Annotated in this window: 14 protein-coding genes; 10 read left to right on the top strand and 4 right to left on the bottom strand. The window is 70.3% G+C overall.

Annotated elements, in window-relative coordinates; translation table 11 throughout:
- The first annotated feature begins 95 nt into the window (after positions 1-95).
- The 6 genes from ABTY98_RS24180 (at position 96) to ABTY98_RS24155 (ending at position 7,692) form a co-directional block, all read left to right on the top strand.
- A complete protein-coding gene (locus ABTY98_RS24180; protein WP_352223042.1) occupies positions 96-1,127 on the top strand; it encodes a LacI family DNA-binding transcriptional regulator in 1,032 nt (343 codons plus the stop codon).
- A gap of 104 nt (positions 1,128-1,231) precedes the next feature.
- Complete coding sequence (locus tag ABTY98_RS24175) at positions 1,232-2,587, top strand: glycoside hydrolase family 10 protein (protein ID WP_352223041.1); 1,356 nt, start codon at positions 1,232-1,234, stop codon at positions 2,585-2,587.
- 94 nt (positions 2,588-2,681) lie between these two features.
- Positions 2,682-3,737, top strand: a complete 1,056-nt coding sequence (locus ABTY98_RS24170) for an LCP family protein (protein ID WP_352223040.1) — start codon at positions 2,682-2,684, stop codon at positions 3,735-3,737.
- 127 nt (positions 3,738-3,864) lie between these two features.
- Positions 3,865-4,221 carry a YciI family protein gene (locus ABTY98_RS24165; protein ID WP_352223039.1) on the top strand — a complete coding sequence of 119 codons (357 nt, stop codon included), beginning with the start codon at positions 3,865-3,867 and terminating at the stop codon, positions 4,219-4,221.
- A gap of 43 nt (positions 4,222-4,264) precedes the next feature.
- Positions 4,265-5,533 carry an RNA polymerase sigma factor gene (locus ABTY98_RS24160; protein ID WP_352223038.1) on the top strand — a complete coding sequence of 423 codons (1,269 nt, stop codon included), beginning with the start codon at positions 4,265-4,267 and terminating at the stop codon, positions 5,531-5,533.
- A gap of 110 nt (positions 5,534-5,643) precedes the next feature.
- Positions 5,644-7,692: a cell wall-binding repeat-containing protein gene (locus tag ABTY98_RS24155; RefSeq protein WP_352223037.1), complete on the top strand. Its 2,049-nt coding sequence runs from the start codon at positions 5,644-5,646 to the stop codon at positions 7,690-7,692.
- On the opposite strand, the gene ABTY98_RS24150 is transcribed toward ABTY98_RS24155, so the two are convergent.
- Positions 7,670-8,860: a THUMP-like domain-containing protein gene (locus ABTY98_RS24150; RefSeq protein WP_352223036.1), complete on the bottom strand. Its 1,191-nt coding sequence runs from the start codon at positions 8,858-8,860 to the stop codon at positions 7,670-7,672. The genes ABTY98_RS24155 and ABTY98_RS24150 overlap by 23 nt on opposite strands.
- Positions 8,861-8,995: 135 nt before the next feature.
- Between ABTY98_RS24150 and ABTY98_RS24145 the strand changes: the two genes are divergently transcribed.
- The 4 genes from ABTY98_RS24145 to groL all read left to right on the top strand — a co-directional run bounded on the left by ABTY98_RS24145 (position 8,996) and on the right by groL (position 12,977).
- Positions 8,996-9,841, top strand: a complete 846-nt coding sequence (locus ABTY98_RS24145) for a polysaccharide deacetylase family protein (protein WP_352223035.1) — start codon at positions 8,996-8,998, stop codon at positions 9,839-9,841.
- A complete protein-coding gene (locus ABTY98_RS24140) occupies positions 9,838-10,641 on the top strand; it encodes a polysaccharide deacetylase family protein (protein ID WP_352223034.1) in 804 nt (267 codons plus the stop codon). Before ABTY98_RS24145 ends, ABTY98_RS24140 begins: the two co-directional genes overlap by 4 nt.
- A 283-nt stretch (positions 10,642-10,924) precedes the next feature.
- The gene (gene groES / locus ABTY98_RS24135; protein ID WP_330459340.1) at positions 10,925-11,233 is read left to right on the top strand and encodes a co-chaperone GroES; all 309 of its coding nucleotides are present in this window, start codon (positions 10,925-10,927) and stop codon (positions 11,231-11,233) included.
- A 118-nt stretch (positions 11,234-11,351) separates the two neighbouring features.
- On the top strand, positions 11,352-12,977 hold the full coding sequence (groL, locus tag ABTY98_RS24130) for a chaperonin GroEL (protein ID WP_352223033.1): 1,626 nt from the start codon (positions 11,352-11,354) through the stop codon (positions 12,975-12,977).
- A gap of 845 nt (positions 12,978-13,822) precedes the next feature.
- On the opposite strand, the gene ABTY98_RS24125 is transcribed toward groL, so the two are convergent.
- From ABTY98_RS24125 to ABTY98_RS24115, 3 genes are all read right to left on the bottom strand, one after another.
- Positions 13,823-14,530, bottom strand: a complete 708-nt coding sequence (locus tag ABTY98_RS24125; RefSeq protein WP_352223032.1) for an ester cyclase — start codon at positions 14,528-14,530, stop codon at positions 13,823-13,825.
- A gap of 75 nt (positions 14,531-14,605) precedes the next feature.
- Positions 14,606-15,379 carry an SDR family NAD(P)-dependent oxidoreductase gene (locus tag ABTY98_RS24120; protein WP_352223031.1) on the bottom strand — a complete coding sequence of 258 codons (774 nt, stop codon included), beginning with the start codon at positions 15,377-15,379 and terminating at the stop codon, positions 14,606-14,608.
- A 120-nt stretch (positions 15,380-15,499) separates the two neighbouring features.
- Positions 15,500-16,168 (bottom strand): MOSC domain-containing protein, encoded by a 669-nt coding sequence (locus ABTY98_RS24115; protein WP_352223030.1) that lies wholly within the window; start codon positions 16,166-16,168, stop codon positions 15,500-15,502.
- Position 16,169 lies beyond the last annotated feature (1 nt).

Below are 16,169 nucleotides of genomic sequence, written 5' to 3'. Positions count from 1 at the left end.
GTCGCGAATGTTTCGTACAACACACCGAATGTTCCGGGAACCTATGGCGTGCGAAGGTCTTCGTCAAGGGGGAGCGCAGGGATACGATCGCGGGCATGACGCCTCCCAAGTCCGCAGAAACGCAGACGGCGACGCTCGCCGAAATCGCCCGTGAGGCCGGCGTGTCCGCTCCGACTGTTTCGAAGGTCCTCAACGGGCGTGCCGACGTCGCTCCGGCGACCCGCACCCGGGTCGAGGAGCTGCTGCGCGCCTACGGCTACCGGCGGCGCCGCGCCGAGGCCTCCCGGTCGCCGCTGATCGACCTGGTCTTCCACGAGCTGGAGAGCGCTTGGGCGATGGAGGTCATCCGGGGGGTGGAGAACGTGGCCCGGGACGCCGGGCTGAGCGTGGTGCTCAGCGAGAGCGCCGGACGGCTCACCCCGGGGCGGACCTGGGCCGACCAGGTGGCGGCGCGACGGCCGCACGGTGTGGTGCTGGTGCTGTCGGGGCTGGACGAGTCGCAGCGGGCGCTGCTGCTGAGCCGGTCGATCCCGTTCGTGGTGATGGACCCGGCGGGGGACCCGGGGCCCGACGTGCCCTCGATCGGGGCGACGAACTGGCAGGGGGGCCTGGCCGCCACCCGGCATCTCGTCGAGTTGGGGCACCGGCGCATCGGGGCCATCAGCGGGCCCTCGCGGATGATGTGCAGCCGGGCCCGGGTGGACGGCTACCGGGCCGCGCTGGAGACCGCCGGGCTGCCTGTCGACCAGAGCCTGGTCAAGGCCGGGGACTTCCACCACGACGCCGGCTACCGGCTCGGCCTGGAGCTGCTGCGCATGCCCGACCGGCCCACCGCCGTCTTCACCGGCAACGACCTCCAGGCCCTCGGGCTGTACGAGGCCGCGCGCGAGCTGGGACTGCGGATCCCGGAGGACGTGAGCATCGTCGGGTTCGACGATCTGCCGGTGGCCCGCTGGGTGGGGCCGCCGCTGACGACCGTACGGCAGCCGCTCACCGAGATGGCCGAGGCGGCGGCGCGGCTGGTGCTGGAGATGGGGCGGGCGGAGGAGGCCACCACCGCGACCCGGGTGGAGCTGGCGACCAGCCTGGTGGTGCGGTCGAGTACGGCGGCGCCCATGCCCCGCTGAGGCGGGCCTGGCCGGAAGTTGACGTATTGACGGGTGGGGCGGGCGTCTCCACACTCCTCCGAAGCCAATCGGTTGTACGACCGAAAGTTTCGGAGGCACCCGCAATGAGATCTCTGAGAACAGGCTGGTCCACGGGCTTATCCCTGGCGGCACTCGTCACCGGCGCCGCGCTGCTGTGCACGGCGCCCGCGGCGCACGCCGCCGACACCCCGCTGCGCGACCTCGCCGCCGCCAGGGGCAAGGTCATCGGCACCGCGGTGACCGGCTCCAAGCTCACCGGGACGTACGGCGACATCGCCGGCGCCCAGTTCAGCTCGCTGACCCCGGGCAACGCCATGAAATGGGGGTCGGTCGAGCCCACCCAGGGCACCTTCAACTGGACCGAGGCGGACCAGATCGTCGCCTTCGCCCAGAGTCACAACCAGCAGGTACGCGGCCACACCCTGGTCTGGCACAGCCAGAACCCGAGCTGGCTGACCAACGGCACGTGGACGTCCGCCCAGCTCAGCAACCTGCTGCAGAACCACATCAGCACCGAGGTCGGCCGCTACAAGGGCAAGATCGCCGCCTGGGACGTCGTCAACGAGCCCTTCAACGAGGACGGCACCTACCGCTCCACCCTCTGGTACAACGGCCTCGGCACCGACTACATCGCCAACGCCCTGACCTGGGCCCACGCGGCCGATCCGGCGGCCAAGCTGTACATCAACGACTACAACGTCGAGGGCGTCAACGCGAAGTCCACGGCTCTGTACAACCTGGTCAAGTCCCTGAAGGCGGCGGGCGTCCCGGTCGACGGGGTCGGTCTCCAGGCGCATCTCGTCCTCGGCCAGGTGCCATCGACCCTCCAGCAGAACATCCAGCGCTTCGCGGACCTCGGCGTGGACGTGGCGATCACCGAGTTGGACATCCGGCTGGCACTGCCCTCCGACAGCACCGAACTCGCCCAGCAGAAGGCCGACTTCAAGTCGGTGGTCGCCGCGTGCGTGGCCGTGAGCCGCTGCGTCAACGTCACCGTGTGGGGCTTCACCGACTCCGACTCCTGGGTGGACAGCACGTTCCCGGGGTACGGAGCGGCCACGCCGTACGACGCGAACTACGCGCCGAAACCGGCGTACTACGGGATCGCCGAGGCGCTCGGCGGGACCGCGACCACCCCGCCGACGGGGGCGTGCACCGCCGCCTACAGTGTGAGCAGCCAGTGGAACACCGGTTTCACGGGCCAGGTGACCATCTCCTGCTCGGGTGCCGCCCTCTCGTCCTGGAAGGTGAACTGGACCTACGGCGCCGGACAGCAGATCACCCAGGCCTGGAACGCCACCTGCACCCAGTCGGGCACGGCGGTGTCCTGTGCGAACGCCTCCTACAACGGGGCGGTGTCGGAAGGCGGTTCGGTGACGTTCGGGTTCAACGGGTCCTGGAGCGGCAGCAATCCGTTGCCGTCCGTGACCTTGGGCTGAACCACGCCTGAGAAGAGTGAGATTTTCCGAAGAAAACGCCTTTGCGGCGCTCGCGCTAACAGTCCCCTAATAATTCGGACTTACGTTCTGTCTCGTGACGGGACACGAGGAACAAGGCGGCGCGGGCACACGGGTGGGCCGGCGGTCGAGAGGGCTGAAGATCGTCGGCCTCACCCTGGCGGGGGTCATGACGCTGGGCATCGCGGGCGCGGGGTGGGTGTACTGGCACCTCAACGACAACATCAAGAGCGTCGACATCAACAGCGCGCTCGGCGACGACCGTCCGGCGAAGGCGGTGACGACCCCGACGGCAAGCGCGTCCGCCTCCGCCTCCCCGCTGCCCACCGATTCCGTCAACATCCTGGTGCTGGGCTCGGACTCGCGCAGTGGCAAGGAGAACCAGAGACTCGGCGGCGGTGACAGCTCGGGCGCCCGCTCCGACACGGCGATGGTGGTGCACATAGACGCGGGCCGCACGGAGGCCACCGTCGTCAGCATCCCCCGCGACACCCTCGTCACCCGCCCCTCCTGCCCGCTGTCCTCCGGCGGCTCGACGTCCGTCGCCTACAACGCGATGTTCAACAGCGCCTACTCGGTGGGCGGGGCGGTGTGCGCGGTCAAGACGGTCGAGTCGATCACCGGGGTCCGCATGGACCACTATCTGGAGATCGACTTCTCCGGCTTCGCGAAGCTGGTGGACGCGCTCGGCGGGGTGACCGTGACCACCGACCAGGACATCGACGACGACGACAGCCATCTGCACCTGAAGAAGGGCACTCACCACCTCGACGGCACCACGGCCCTGGCCCTCGCCCGCACCCGGCACGGCATAGGCGACGGCAGCGACCTCGGCCGGATCGGCCTCCAGCAGAAACTGGTCAAGGCCCTGCTGGACCAGATGGCCTCCATCAGCCTCCTGACCAACCCGGCCAAGCTCTACGAGGTCGCCGACGCGGTCACCTCCAGCCTCACCACCGACACGGGCCTGGACTCCCTCAGCGAACTGATGCGCCTCGGCCAGAGCCTCAAGGGCCTCACCTCGGACCACGTCAGGACGGTGATGATGCCCGTGGTGACCGCACCCTCCGACCCCAACCGGGTGGTCGCGAAGGAGCCGGCGGCGAGTGAACTGTGGGACTCGCTGAAGTAGCCGGAGCCGCGCCGGAAAAAAACTCCGGGGAATTTCGGCGTGCGTGTCGATCCCGGGGCGGGTCGTTCGACGCAAGGGTGAGAGGCGGGGAGATACCCCGCACCGCACCGGAACACCAGGAGTCACCATGCCCCGTTACCTGTCGCTCGTGAAGATCGACGAGGCCGCCGCCCCCGCCGAAGGCCCCAGTCAGGAGCTGATGCAGCGGATGGGCGAGCTGATCGAGGAGATCACCAAGGCCGGCGTGATGCTGGACACCGCAGGGCTCACGCCGACCGCCCAGGGCAGCCGGGTGCACTGGGAGGGCGGGAAGATCTCCGTCACCGACGGGCCGTTCACCGAGTCCAAGGAGGTCGTCGGCGGTTACGCGATCATGCAGTGCAAGGACAAGGCCGAGGCCCTGGAGTGGACCAAGCGGTTCCTCAAGGTGCACGAGGAGTTCTGGACGGTGACCTGCGAGGTGCGGGAGATCGCGGAGGGCTGACCCTCCTGGCGTACCGCCGTCCGGGGGTGTCGAATGGGGGGCTGTGAGACCACAGCCCTCCGCCGACGCCGATCCCCGGCACGCCATCGAGACCGTCTTCCGCCTGGAGTCGCCCCGCGTGATCGCCGGCGTCGCCCGGATCGTCCGGGACGTCGGCATCGCGGAGGAACTGGCGCAGGACGCGCTGGTCGCCGCCCTGGAGCAGTGGCCCCGGGACGGGGTGCCCGACAACCCGGGCGCCTGGCTCATGACCACCGCCCGCCACCGCGCCGTCGACATGGTCCGGCGCCGGGAGAACTACGCCCGCAAGCTGGCGGAGATCGGCCGCGGCATGGAGACGGCCGCCCCGCTGGAGGAGCCCGCCGCCCCGGACGACATCGACGACGACCTGCTCCGCCTGGTCTTCACCACCTGCCATCCGGTGCTGTCGCCGGAGGCCCGCACCGCCCTCACCCTGCGCCTCCTCGGCGGTCTGAGCACGGCCGAGATCGCCCGCGCCTTCCTCGTCCCCGAGCCGACGATCGCCCAGCGCATCGTCCGCGCCAAACGCACCCTCGCCACCAGGAACATCGCCTTCGAGGTGCCGTACGGACCGGACCGCGAGGCCCGGCTCGGCTCCGTGCTCGACGTCATCTACCTGATCCACAACGAGGGGTACGCGGCCACGGCGGGCGACGACTGGCTGCGCCCGTCGCTGTGCGAGGACGCGCTGCGGCTGGCCCGCGTCCTGTCCTCCCTGATGCCGAAGGAACCGGAGGTGCACGCCCTCACCTCGCTCCTGGAATTCCAGTCCTCTCGTACGGCCGCCCGTACCGGCCCCGACGGCGAACCGGTCCTCCTCAGGGACCAGAACCGCCGCCGCTGGAACCGCATGCTCATCGCCCGCGGGATCAGGGCGCTGGCCCGCGCCGACGCCACGGCGACGGGCGCCCCGGGGCCGTACACCCTCCAGGCGGCCATCGCGGCCTGCCACGCGCACGCGTACACCTACGAGGAGACCGACTGGACGGCGATCGCCACCTTGTACGGTCTGCTGGCGGCCCGGTCCCCGTCCCCGGTCGTCGAGTTGAACCGGGCGGTGGCCGTGTCGATGGCGGACGGCCCGGCGGCGGCCCTGGCGATCGTGGAACCGCTGACGGCCGAACCCGCCCTCCGTGACTACCACTTGCTGCCCAGCGTGCGCGGCGACCTGCTCGCCCGTCTCGGGCGTACGACCGAGGCCCGCGCGGAGTTCGAAAGGGCGGCGGGACTGGCGCGCAACGAGCGGGAGCGGGAGTTGTTGCTGGCCAGGGCACGGGAGTGCGCTTCGTAACCTGGAAGCACACAGCTGTTCACCCGTAACTCTGTTCCCATGGCAACTAGTTGGCCACTACAGTGACCCGGCCCCTGTGCAGGGGCTGTAGACCATGGGGGGTCGACAACTTGAAACTGTTCACACGCCGCCGAGGCGCGGCGCTCGCGACCGCGGTCGTCCTGGCCGCGATGGGCACCCTGGCGACCGCGCCGGGCGCCGTCGCCGACGACGCCGGCAGCTGGCCGGGGACCGAGGGCAAGGTCCTGGTCGACGGCGGCACGCTGATCGATCCGGCGACGGGCAAGGCCACACAGATCCCGGGCGTCGGCGGCGACTACGCCGCCTGGGCGCCGGACGGCAGCCGGCTGATCACCAGCGCGAGCCAGATCTCCAGCTACCGTCCCAGCGGCTCCACGAAGATCACCCTGCCCTGGGCGGACGGCGTACGCGCCAGCTCCGTCTACGAGGACCTCGCCTACGGCTGGGGCGGCCGGTACGTCGTCTTCTCCACTGCGGGCCAGCTGGTCTACGGCCCCTCGGACGGGTCATGGGCCCCCGAGCCGCTGATCAGCAGCAGCCTGGAGCCGTCCACCGTCTGCGACACGCACCCGACCGTGAACGCGGAGTCGGGTCTGGTGGCCTTCCAGCGGAACACGAACTACGGCTGCTACGACAACGCGGGCGTCTACGTCTACGACTCCACCGCGAAGACGGTCAAGCGCGTCCTGACCGACGCCGAGCAGCCCGACTGGTCGCCCGACGGCACCAAGCTGGCCTTCGTCCGCAAGGACACCGACGGCAACTACCAGGTCTTCACGGCGAACGCGGACGGCACCGGCGTCAAGCAGCTGACCACCGGACCGCGTTGGTACGCCAACCCGTCCTGGTCGCCGGCCGGCACCCGGATCGTCTTCGACGCGCACACCTCGCCGAACAGCGACGACGTGCACACCGTCGAGTACGCCGACGTGGCCACCGGCGAGCTGACCAAGGTCGCGGACACCGCGGGGCAGAACTTCAGCGTCAACCCCAGCTGGCAGCCGGTGCGCAAGAACACCACCGCCCGGGTGTGGGGCGCCGACGCGGGCGCCACCGACATCGCCTCGTCCCGCTGGAGCTGGAACACCGTCGGCCAGAGCGAGGCGGGCCTGCTGGCCGCCAAGGCCGCGGTCCTGCTCAACCAGGACGACGTGTCCGACGCGCCCACCGCGACCGCGCTGGCCGGCAAGCGGCAGGGACCGGTGCTGACGACCGCGAAGACCGGGCTGTCGACGGCGGTGAAGAACGAGCTGACGCGCACCCTGAAGAAGGGCGCCAACGTCTGGATGGTCGGCGGGACCTCGGTCCTCACCAGCAATGTCTCCACGCAGCTGAAGTCCCTGGGCTACATCCCGAAGCGGGTCTCCGGCACCGACCGCTACGACACCTCGGTCAAGGCCGCGCAGACGGTCACCACCAGCCCGTCGTACGTCTTCCTGGCCAGCGGCACCGACTACCAGGCGGCCCTCCCGGCGGCCGCCGCGGCCGGCGCCGAGGGCACGAGCAGCACGGGCAGCGTGGTCCTGACGAACGGCAAGTCGCTGACGTCGTCGGTGAAGTCGTACCTCAACGGCCTCAACCCGGCCAAGACCATGGTCATCACGGTCGGGTCCGACGCGAAGTACGCGCTGACCCACTCGTCCTTCTCCAAGTGGCCGTCGACGTACTACTACTATCCGATCACGGGGACCACCAGCGAGGCCCTGTCGGTGGCCGTCGCCAAGTTCTGGTGGACCGCCCCGGGCCAGGTCGCCCTCGCCTACGCCGGCTCCTGGCGGGACGGTGTCTCCGCGGGCTCGGCGATGAACATCTACGGCCCCGTGCTGTGGACCTCCAGGCCCGCCCTGTCCGACGAGGTCAAGAGCTATCTGCTGCGCGAGTCCGCCGGCACCCAGTCCGCGATTGCCTTCGGCGACACCGGCTCGGTCACGATGGGCGCGCTGAACACGGCCGGCTCGTCGATCAGCGCGAGCGGGAACGACTTCGTGTACCGGCCGTACTACAACGGCGTCGCCTCCACCGCGCGCACGTTCGCGCTGCGCACGGACGCCGGTGACCCCGTCTCGGCCGCCACCAAGTCCGGCCGTCCGGCCGCCGAGCCGAACCTCGGCTCGCTCAGGACGGCTCAGCACCAGTAGCCGGTGCGGGGGCGCCGACGAGCATGGTCGGCGCCCCCGCCACCCGGGTCAGGAAAACGGTCGCCGCGTTCGGCCCCTGCGGCTTGACCTTCCTGCGCAACTCCTCCGGCTCCACCGCCGACCCGCGCTTCTTCACGGTCAGCGTGCCGACCTCGCGCTCCCGCAGCAGCGCCTTCAGCTTCTTCACGTTGAAGGGGAGCCGGTCGGTGATCTCGTACGGCGTCGCGTAGGGGGTGGCGCGCAGTGTGTCGGCCGTGACGTACGCGATCGTCGGGTCGACCAGCCCGCCGTCCAGTTCCTCGGCGACCTCGGCCACCAGATGGGCGCGGATGACGGCGCCGTCGGGCTCGTACAGGTACCGCCCCACCGGACGGACCTGCGGGTCGGGCAGGCCCCTGCCGAGCAGGGTGCGCGGGCCGGGCAGGAGGGTGGCGCGGATCGTGCCCGGCGCCGTCCCGAACCACAGCACCGCCTCCTTCACATCGCCCGCGTCCGAGATCCACTCCGCCTCGGCGTCCGCCGGGACCGCTTCGTGCGGGACACCGGGGGCGATCTTCAGGGCGGCGGTGTGCGCGGCCCTGCGGGCCGCCTCGATCGCCCAGGACAGGGGCGGTGAGTAGGCCTCCGGGTCGAAGACGCGGCCGCGACCGCCGCGCCGGGCCGGGTCGACGAACACGGCGTCGAAGCCGTCCGTGTCCACCTCCGTCACGTCCGCCTCCCGTACCTCGATCAGGCCGGCGAGCCCCAGCGCGTCGGCGTTCGCCCGCGCCGCGGCCGCCGTCACCGGGTCCCGGTCCACGGCCAGCACCCGGATCCCCGCCCGTGCGAGGGCGATCGCGTCGCCCCCGATCCCGCAGCACAGGTCGGCGACCGAGGTCACCCCGAGCGCCTTCAGCCGCTGAGCCCGGTACGAGGCGACGCTCGCCCGCGTCGACTGCTCGACCCCGTTCGGCGTGAAGAACATGCGGTCCGCGTCCGCGTCCCCGAACTTCGCCGCCGCCCGCTGCCGCAGCCGGGCCTGGGCGAGCGCCGCCGACACCAGCTCGGCGGGGTGCTCGCGGCGCAACCGGGTGGCCACGGCGAGTTCGTCGGCGGGCGCGGTGCCGCGCACCTCGGCGAGGAGGGCGCGGCCTTCGGGGCTGAGGAGGGGGGCGAGGAGGTCGTTCACCGGGTCATTGTCGGCCAGTCGGTGGATGGTTCGCCTCCGGCGGCGGTGTCGGCGCCGGTTCCGGGGCCGGGCCTGGAAGGATCCGACGCCATGCGAGTAGTCGTACAAAATGACAAAAAAGGGTTGAAGGTGGGCATGACGGGCCTGCTGGCCGTGGCCGCCCTGATGTCCGGCTGCGCGGGGCCGGACTCCGGCTCCACCGCCCCTCCCGCCGCCGGCCAGCAGCCGCACCGGGCGGCGGCCCCCGCCCCCGGCTCCCACGCGGCCCTGGTCGCCGCCGCCAGGCGCTGGGGCCTGGACGCGGTCCCGCTGCGGCCCCCGGCCCCGCCGAAGGTGAAGCCGAGGATCACCGCGCGCGACGGCTTCGAGGTGGACGGGCAGGAGGAGGACGACCTCCCCCCGGTCTTCACCACGATCCCGACCAAGCAACGGGTCGTCTTCCTCACCATCGACGACGGCTGGAACAAGGACCCCCGGTTCCTCCGGATGATGAGCGACCTGCGAATCCCCTACACCGCGTTCCTCAGCAACTACCTGATCAAGGACGACTACGGCTTCTTCCGCACGATGCAGTCCGAGGGCCACACCCTCAACAACCACACCCTGACCCACCCCTATCTGCCGGGCCTGTCCTACGACGAGCAGAAGGACGAGATCTGCGGCATGCAGGCGATCATGAAGAAGCAGTTCGGCAAGGCGCCGACGGTCTTCCGGCCGCCCTACGGCAACTACAACGGCGACACCCTGCGCGCCGCCAAGGCCTGCGGCATCAAGTACGCGCCGATCTGGGACGAGGAGGTGTTCGTCGACCACTGGGAGTACCGCGAGTGGGACCGCGGCCTGCACCCCGGTGACATCGTGCTCACGCACTTCCGCGGTCGGGACGACTGGGACGGCACGATGATCGACGACATGCGGCGCTTTCTGAACAAGGTCACGCGCGAGGGCTATGCGGTGGCGCGCCTGGAGGACTACCTGTGAGCCGGCCGAGGGCGACGGCCGCGCTGCTGGCCGCCGCCCTCCTCCTGTCGGGCTGCGCCCAGTCCGTCGACCCGATCGAACGACTGGGCAAGAAGGCGGCCGACCGGGTACGACCGCACGGCCCGGCCGCCGAACAGCCGTACCGCCACTGGGGCCTGAACGCGCCCCTGCTCCCGGCGCCGCACCCCCCATCCCACCCGCTCTCCCTCCGTGCGACCCTCCCCCCGGTCGTCGACCACATCCCCACCGCCGACAAGGTCGTCTTCCTCACCTACGACGACGGCGCCGAGAAGGACCCCCGGTTCGTGGACATGGTCCGGGAACTGCGGCTCCCGGTGACCATGTTCCTCACGGACAGCGTCGTCGGCCCCGGCTACGGCCACTTCGCCCGCCTCCAGGAGGTCGGTGCGAGCGTCCAGAACCACACCCTCGACCACCCGGCCATGTCCGGCCTGCCGTACGCCGGCCAGCGCGCCGAGATCTGCGGCCAGCAGGACAAACTGAAGTCCCGCTTCGGCATCCGCCCCCGCCTCTTCAGCCCGCCCTACGGCAGGTACGACACCACCACCCTCCGCGCGGCGGCCGACTGCGGAGTGACGGCGGTGGTCCTGTGGCGCGCGGCGATGACCCCGGACGGCATCACCTACCGAAACGGCGAGAAGCAACTCCTCCCCGGCGACATCGTCCTGGTCGGCCTGGACGAGGCCACCGGCCCGACCCTGAGAGAACGCACGGCCCGCCTCCTCCGCCGCGTCCAGAAGAGCGGCCTGACGGTGGGCCGCCTGGAGGACTACCTGTAGCCGAAGGCCGACCGGACCGGGAACCAGCGCGCCGGCCGTTCGGGAGCGGCAGCCCCGCGGGGGCGGTCACCGGCTCCGGGCAACCATTTTCCACGCCGCGCCGCGGGTAATTGGCACTCCGCTTGACCGAGTGCTAATCGCGGTCATAGTCTCGGGTCTGGCACTCACCACAGGAGAGTGCCAACAACGCGACGGGCAGGTCCGGCACCCGCGACGACGGATCCACCTGGTCGCCACCTCAGACAGTTAACCCCGTGAGATCTCCGAAGGGGGAGGTCGGATCGTGACGACCACCAGCTCCAAGGTTGCCATCAAGCCGCTTGAGGACCGCATCGTGGTCCAGCCGCTCGACGCAGAGCAGACCACCGCCTCTGGCCTGGTCATCCCGGACACCGCGAAGGAGAAGCCCCAGGAGGGCGCCGTCCTCGCCGTGGGTCCGGGCCGTTTCGAGAACGGCGAGCGCCTGCCGCTCGACGTCAAGGTCGGCGACATCGTGCTGTACAGCAAGTACGGCGGCACCGAGGTGAAGTACAACGGCGACGAGTACCTCGTCCTCTCGGCTCGCGACGTGCTCGCGATCATCGAGAAGTAGTTCACCCGAAGCACAATCTGCTTTGAGCTGCGCCCCTGGCCCCCGCGATCTTATGAAGCCGGGCGTCGGGGGCGCGGTTCGTTTCACTCACGTTTTCCGAGAGGGCTGAACCGCTCCCATGGCGAAGATCCTGAAGTTCGACGAGGACGCCCGTCGCGCCCTTGAGCGCGGCGTCAACAAGCTTGCCGACACCGTCAAGGTGACGATCGGCCCCAAGGGCCGCAACGTCGTCATCGACAAGAAGTTCGGCGCCCCCACCATCACCAACGACGGTGTCACGATCGCCCGCGAGGTCGAGATCGAGGACCCGTACGAGAACCTCGGCGCCCAGTTGGTGAAGGAGGTGGCGACCAAGACCAACGACATCGCGGGTGACGGTACGACCACCGCCACCGTGCTGGCCCAGGCGCTCGTCCGCGAGGGCCTCAAGAACGTCGCCGCCGGCGCCTCCCCGGCCGCCCTGAAGAAGGGCATCGACGCCGCGGTCGCCGCAGTCTCCGAGGAACTCCTCGCGTCGGCCCGCCCGATCGACGAGAAGTCCGACATCGCCGCCGTCGCCGCGCTGTCCGCCCAGGACCAGCAGGTCGGCGAGCTCATCGCCGAGGCGATGGACAAGGTCGGCAAGGACGGTGTCATCACCGTCGAGGAGTCCAACACCTTCGGTCTGGAGCTGGACTTCACCGAGGGCATGGCCTTCGACAAGGGCTACCTGTCGCCGTACTTCGTGACGGACCAGGAGCGCATGGAGGCCGTCCTGGAGGACCCCTACATCCTCATCAACCAGGGCAAGATCTCCTCCATCGCGGACCTGCTCCCGCTGCTCGAGAAGATCATCCAGACCAACTCGTCCAAGCCGCTGCTGATCATCGCCGAGGACGTCGAGGGCGAGGCCCTCTCCACCCTCGTCGTCAACAAGATCCGCGGCACCTTCAACGCGGTCGCGGTCAAGGCCCCCGGCTTCGGCGACCGCCGCAAGGCGATGCTGGAGGACCTGGCGATCCTCACCGGCGCCACGGTCATCTCCGAGGAGGTCGGTCTCAAGCTCGACCAGGTCGGCCTGGACGTACTGGGCTCCGCCCGCCGTGTCACGGTCACCAAGGACGACACCACGGTCGTCGACGGCGCCGGTGACTCCGGTGCCGTCACCGGTCGCGTCGCCCAGATCAAGGCCGAGATCGAGAACACCGACTCCGACTGGGACCGCGAGAAGCTCCAGGAGCGCCTCGCGAAGCTGGCCGGCGGCGTGTGCGTGATCAAGGTCGGCGCCGCCACCGAGGTGGAGCTGAAGGAGAAGAAGCACCGTCTGGAGGACGCCATCTCCGCGACCCGCGCCGCGGTCGAGGAGGGCATCGTCTCCGGCGGTGGCTCCGCGCTCGTCCACGCCGCGAAGGTCCTCGAGGGCGGCCTCGGCAAGACCGGCGACGAGGCCACCGGTGTCGCCGTGGTCCGCCGCGCGGTCGTCGAGCCGCTGCGCTGGATCGCCGAGAACGCCGGCCTGGAGGGCTACGTCATCACCTCCAAGGTCGCCGAGCTCGAGAAGGGCCAGGGCTTCAACGCCGCGACCGGCGAGTACGGCGACCTGGTGAAGGCCGGCGTCATCGACCCGGTCAAGGTCACCCGCTCCGCCCTGGAGAACGCCGCCTCCATCGCCTCCCTGCTCCTGACGACCGAGACCCTGGTCGTCGAGAAGAAGGAAGAGGAAGAGCCGGCGGCCGCTGGTCACTCCCACGGCCACTCCCACTGAGGCACGCCGGCAACGCCGGTAAGCAGGAGGGTGCTTTGCCCCGCCGCTCTGCGGCGGGGCAAAGCACCCTCACAGCGCTGCTGGGGCGTGTCCGGGACCCAGCAGCCCTGTGAGGGTGGGCGGTGATCCGGACGGTTCCGAAGGACGCCGTGGTCATGCCCTTGGGGAGCGTCTCGCCCGCCGTCAGGTGTCCTGCCACACCAGGAACCGGACGGGCCCCGCGAGCGCGACCAGCGCCCCCCTCCTTGTCTGCCATCCGCGCGGCGAGAGTGGCCTGAGCAGGCCGCTGCGGCAGTGCCTCCGCGAACTTCAGGCCACGCACGGCACCGGCGTCCACCTCGGGCAGTGTCAGGCCTGCCCCCGCATCCGCCACCGCCGCCCGCCACGATTGAGGGGACTGCGGAGCGTTCGCACACGGTAGCCGTGGAAACTGCACCAGGTGTCACCATGGTTCACGACCCGGCCGGGGTGCCCCTTCAGTTCCAGCAGATAGAGGCCGCCAGGCACGGCGATCAGCACATCGCACTCGTTGGTCCGGCCGGATGCTGCGGTGAACTGGAACGTCGCCCATGGTCGAGCCCCTTCTGTTCCCAGCGAAACCCGGATCGCCGCGGTTGGAACCAACGTTCCCGCGGGGCGGGAGCCGTCGGCTTGGGGGGCAGCGGGCACCGAGCACCTCCGGAACGGCGGACCTTCTGGCAGCGTTCCCGCGACCGTTGGCTGAGGGAAGGAATACGACGGGTGCTGATGCTCCTGCTCGGAGACCAGCGACAGAAGAAGCCCCCGTCCCCGGTCGTCCGCCGGGAACGGGGGCTTCGCCCCTCGCGGGTACTTCGATCGTCTGCCTAGTTCTCCAGCTCGTCCAGCGCTCCGAGCCGGTCCATCAGCCCGAGCCGGTCGTACTGCCACCAGGCCTCGGCGATCTTCCCGTCGCCGTCGAAGCGGTGGATCGTCGTCCCGGTCGTGGTGGCCTGCCGTCCGGTGTTCGGCAGCCCCAGGAACTCCGCCTTCTGCACCCCCGTCCAGGTCCATCTGGTGCACACCCGGTCGCCCTGGGCGATCTGGTCCTCGACGAGGAACGTGAAGTCGAAGGCGGCCCGCCACATCCCGATCTCGCGCCGTATCGCGTCCATGCCGATGGTGGCCTGCTCGTTGCCCGGATCGTGGTCGTGGCAGTCCTCGGCGATCAGGCCGTCCAGCGGAGCCAGCGGGCCAGGCGCGGCGATCGTCTCGAAGAACCGCCGCGCGGTGTCGGCGTAGAACCGCTCGTCGCGTTCCACGTCCAGATCGGTGAACGTCGGCATACCGTCGCAGAGGGCCAGCATCTCGTGGAGGACCTGGTCGGTCTCCGGCAGGTTCGAGTTCCGCATCGCCTCCTCGTACGACGGGAACTCCACGATCTCGACGACGTGCGACGCGTCGGAGCGGTCCTTTCCGACCACCGCGTGCGTCGCCGTCCGCTTTCCCTTGGTCTGCTCGACCCACCTGTCCATCAGCCGGTCCATCTCGTCCAGCCGGCTGGTCCTGCACTCGATGAGCTGTACGAACGTCATGCCGCCGCCTCCGGCCCCCCTGGGTCCGGTACCGTCACGCCCATTTTCCCACCGGGGGAAGCGGCACCACAGCCGTCACTGCGGCCCGTACCTGCGTCCCGTCTTCGAGCTGATGCCGCCCACCAGCCCGCGCGGGGCCACCTTCGCCAGGCCCGTCAGCACCTTGTAGCGGGGATCCGGGATCGACAGCGTCTTCCCACGCGCGAGGTCGGCGAGCGCCGCCGCGACCAGCTTGTCGGCGTCCAGCCACATCCAGTCCGGGATGTTGTCCGTGCCCATCCCGGCCCGCTGGTGGAACTCGGTGCGGACGAAACCGGGCGCCAGCGCCATGAGACGGACGCCGGTCCCGGCCAGATCGCGCGCCGCCCCCTGGGTGAACTGCACGACCCACGCCTTCGACGCGCCGTAGGTGCCCCGGGGCACGAAGGCCGCCACCGAGGCCACGTTGACGACACCGCCGCGCCCGCGCTCCCGCATCGCCTCGGCCGCCGCCGAGGTCAGCCGCAGCACAGCCTCGCAGTGGACCTTGAGCATCCTCAGCTCGTCGGCCATCGAGACGTCCAGATAGCGGCCCTTGTTGCCGAAGCCGGCGTTGTTGATCAGCAGGTCGACCGGGTTCTTGCGGTCGCCGAGGCGGGCGGCGACCGACTCGATGCCGGTGTCCTCGGCGAGGTCGGCGGTGAGCACCTCCGCCTCGATGCCGTGCCGGTCGTGCAACTCGGTCGCCTGCTCGCGCAGCCGTTTGGTGTCCCGCGCCACCAGGACGAGGTTGTGCCCGTCAGCCGCCAGGCGCCGCGCGAACGCGGCGCCGATCCCCGCGGTCGATCCCGTAATCAGAGCCGTTGTCATGGCCCAAGGGTAGTTACCCGGACTGACAGCGTCCGCTGCGTGCACCAGCTCTCCCCAAGCGTGCGCACCAGCTCTCCGGAAGGGTGAAGCGCCGGTGAACGGCTCGCGGGTGACGGCCGTTCAGTCCTGCCGCGCCGCCACGTACTTCCGGGCCTGCGCCAGCGCCTCCGGGTGCAGCGCCTCGCCCGCCGCCAGAATCCGCGGCAGCAGCTCCCGCTCGGTGGTGACCGCGCGGAACTGCATCGCCGCCGTCACCCCGTGCGCCGGCCGGTGCACGATCTCGATCGGGTCACCGGCCCTGATCTCACCCGGTTCGATCACCCGGAGGTAGGCACCGGTCGCACCCTTCCGCGTGAACCTCTTCACCCATCCCCGCTCGCCCAGATGGCCCTGAAAGGTGCGGCACGGGATGCGCCCGGAGGTGACCTCCAGTACGACCCCGGAACCGATCCGCCAGCGCTCGCCGATCAGCGCATCCGACACGTTCAGCCCGTTTGTCGTGAGGTTCTCACCGAAACAGCCGTTCGGCAGCGGCTGGCCGAGCTCCTTCTCCCAGACGTCGAGGTCCTCGCGCGCGTAGGCGTACACCGCCTGGTCGTCGCCGCCGTGGTGGCGCAGCTCGCACACCGCGTCCCCGGCGAGACCGCTGCCCGCGACCCCCTTCGGCCCGGGCGCCTGCACCCGCACCAGGCCGTCCGCGGGCCGCTTGTCGATGGCGGTCACGCCGTCCTTCTGGTCCGTGTGGGGCGACGGCGTCGGGCGTCCGAGGTTCACCGAGAGAAGCTCCATG

Source organism: Streptomyces sp. NPDC096040, from assembly GCF_040303265.1.
Taxonomy (GTDB): Bacteria; Actinomycetota; Actinomycetes; order Streptomycetales; family Streptomycetaceae; genus Streptomyces.
Note: the sequence above shows the minus strand (reverse complement) of the source record. Positions and strands in the feature narration are given on the sequence as shown.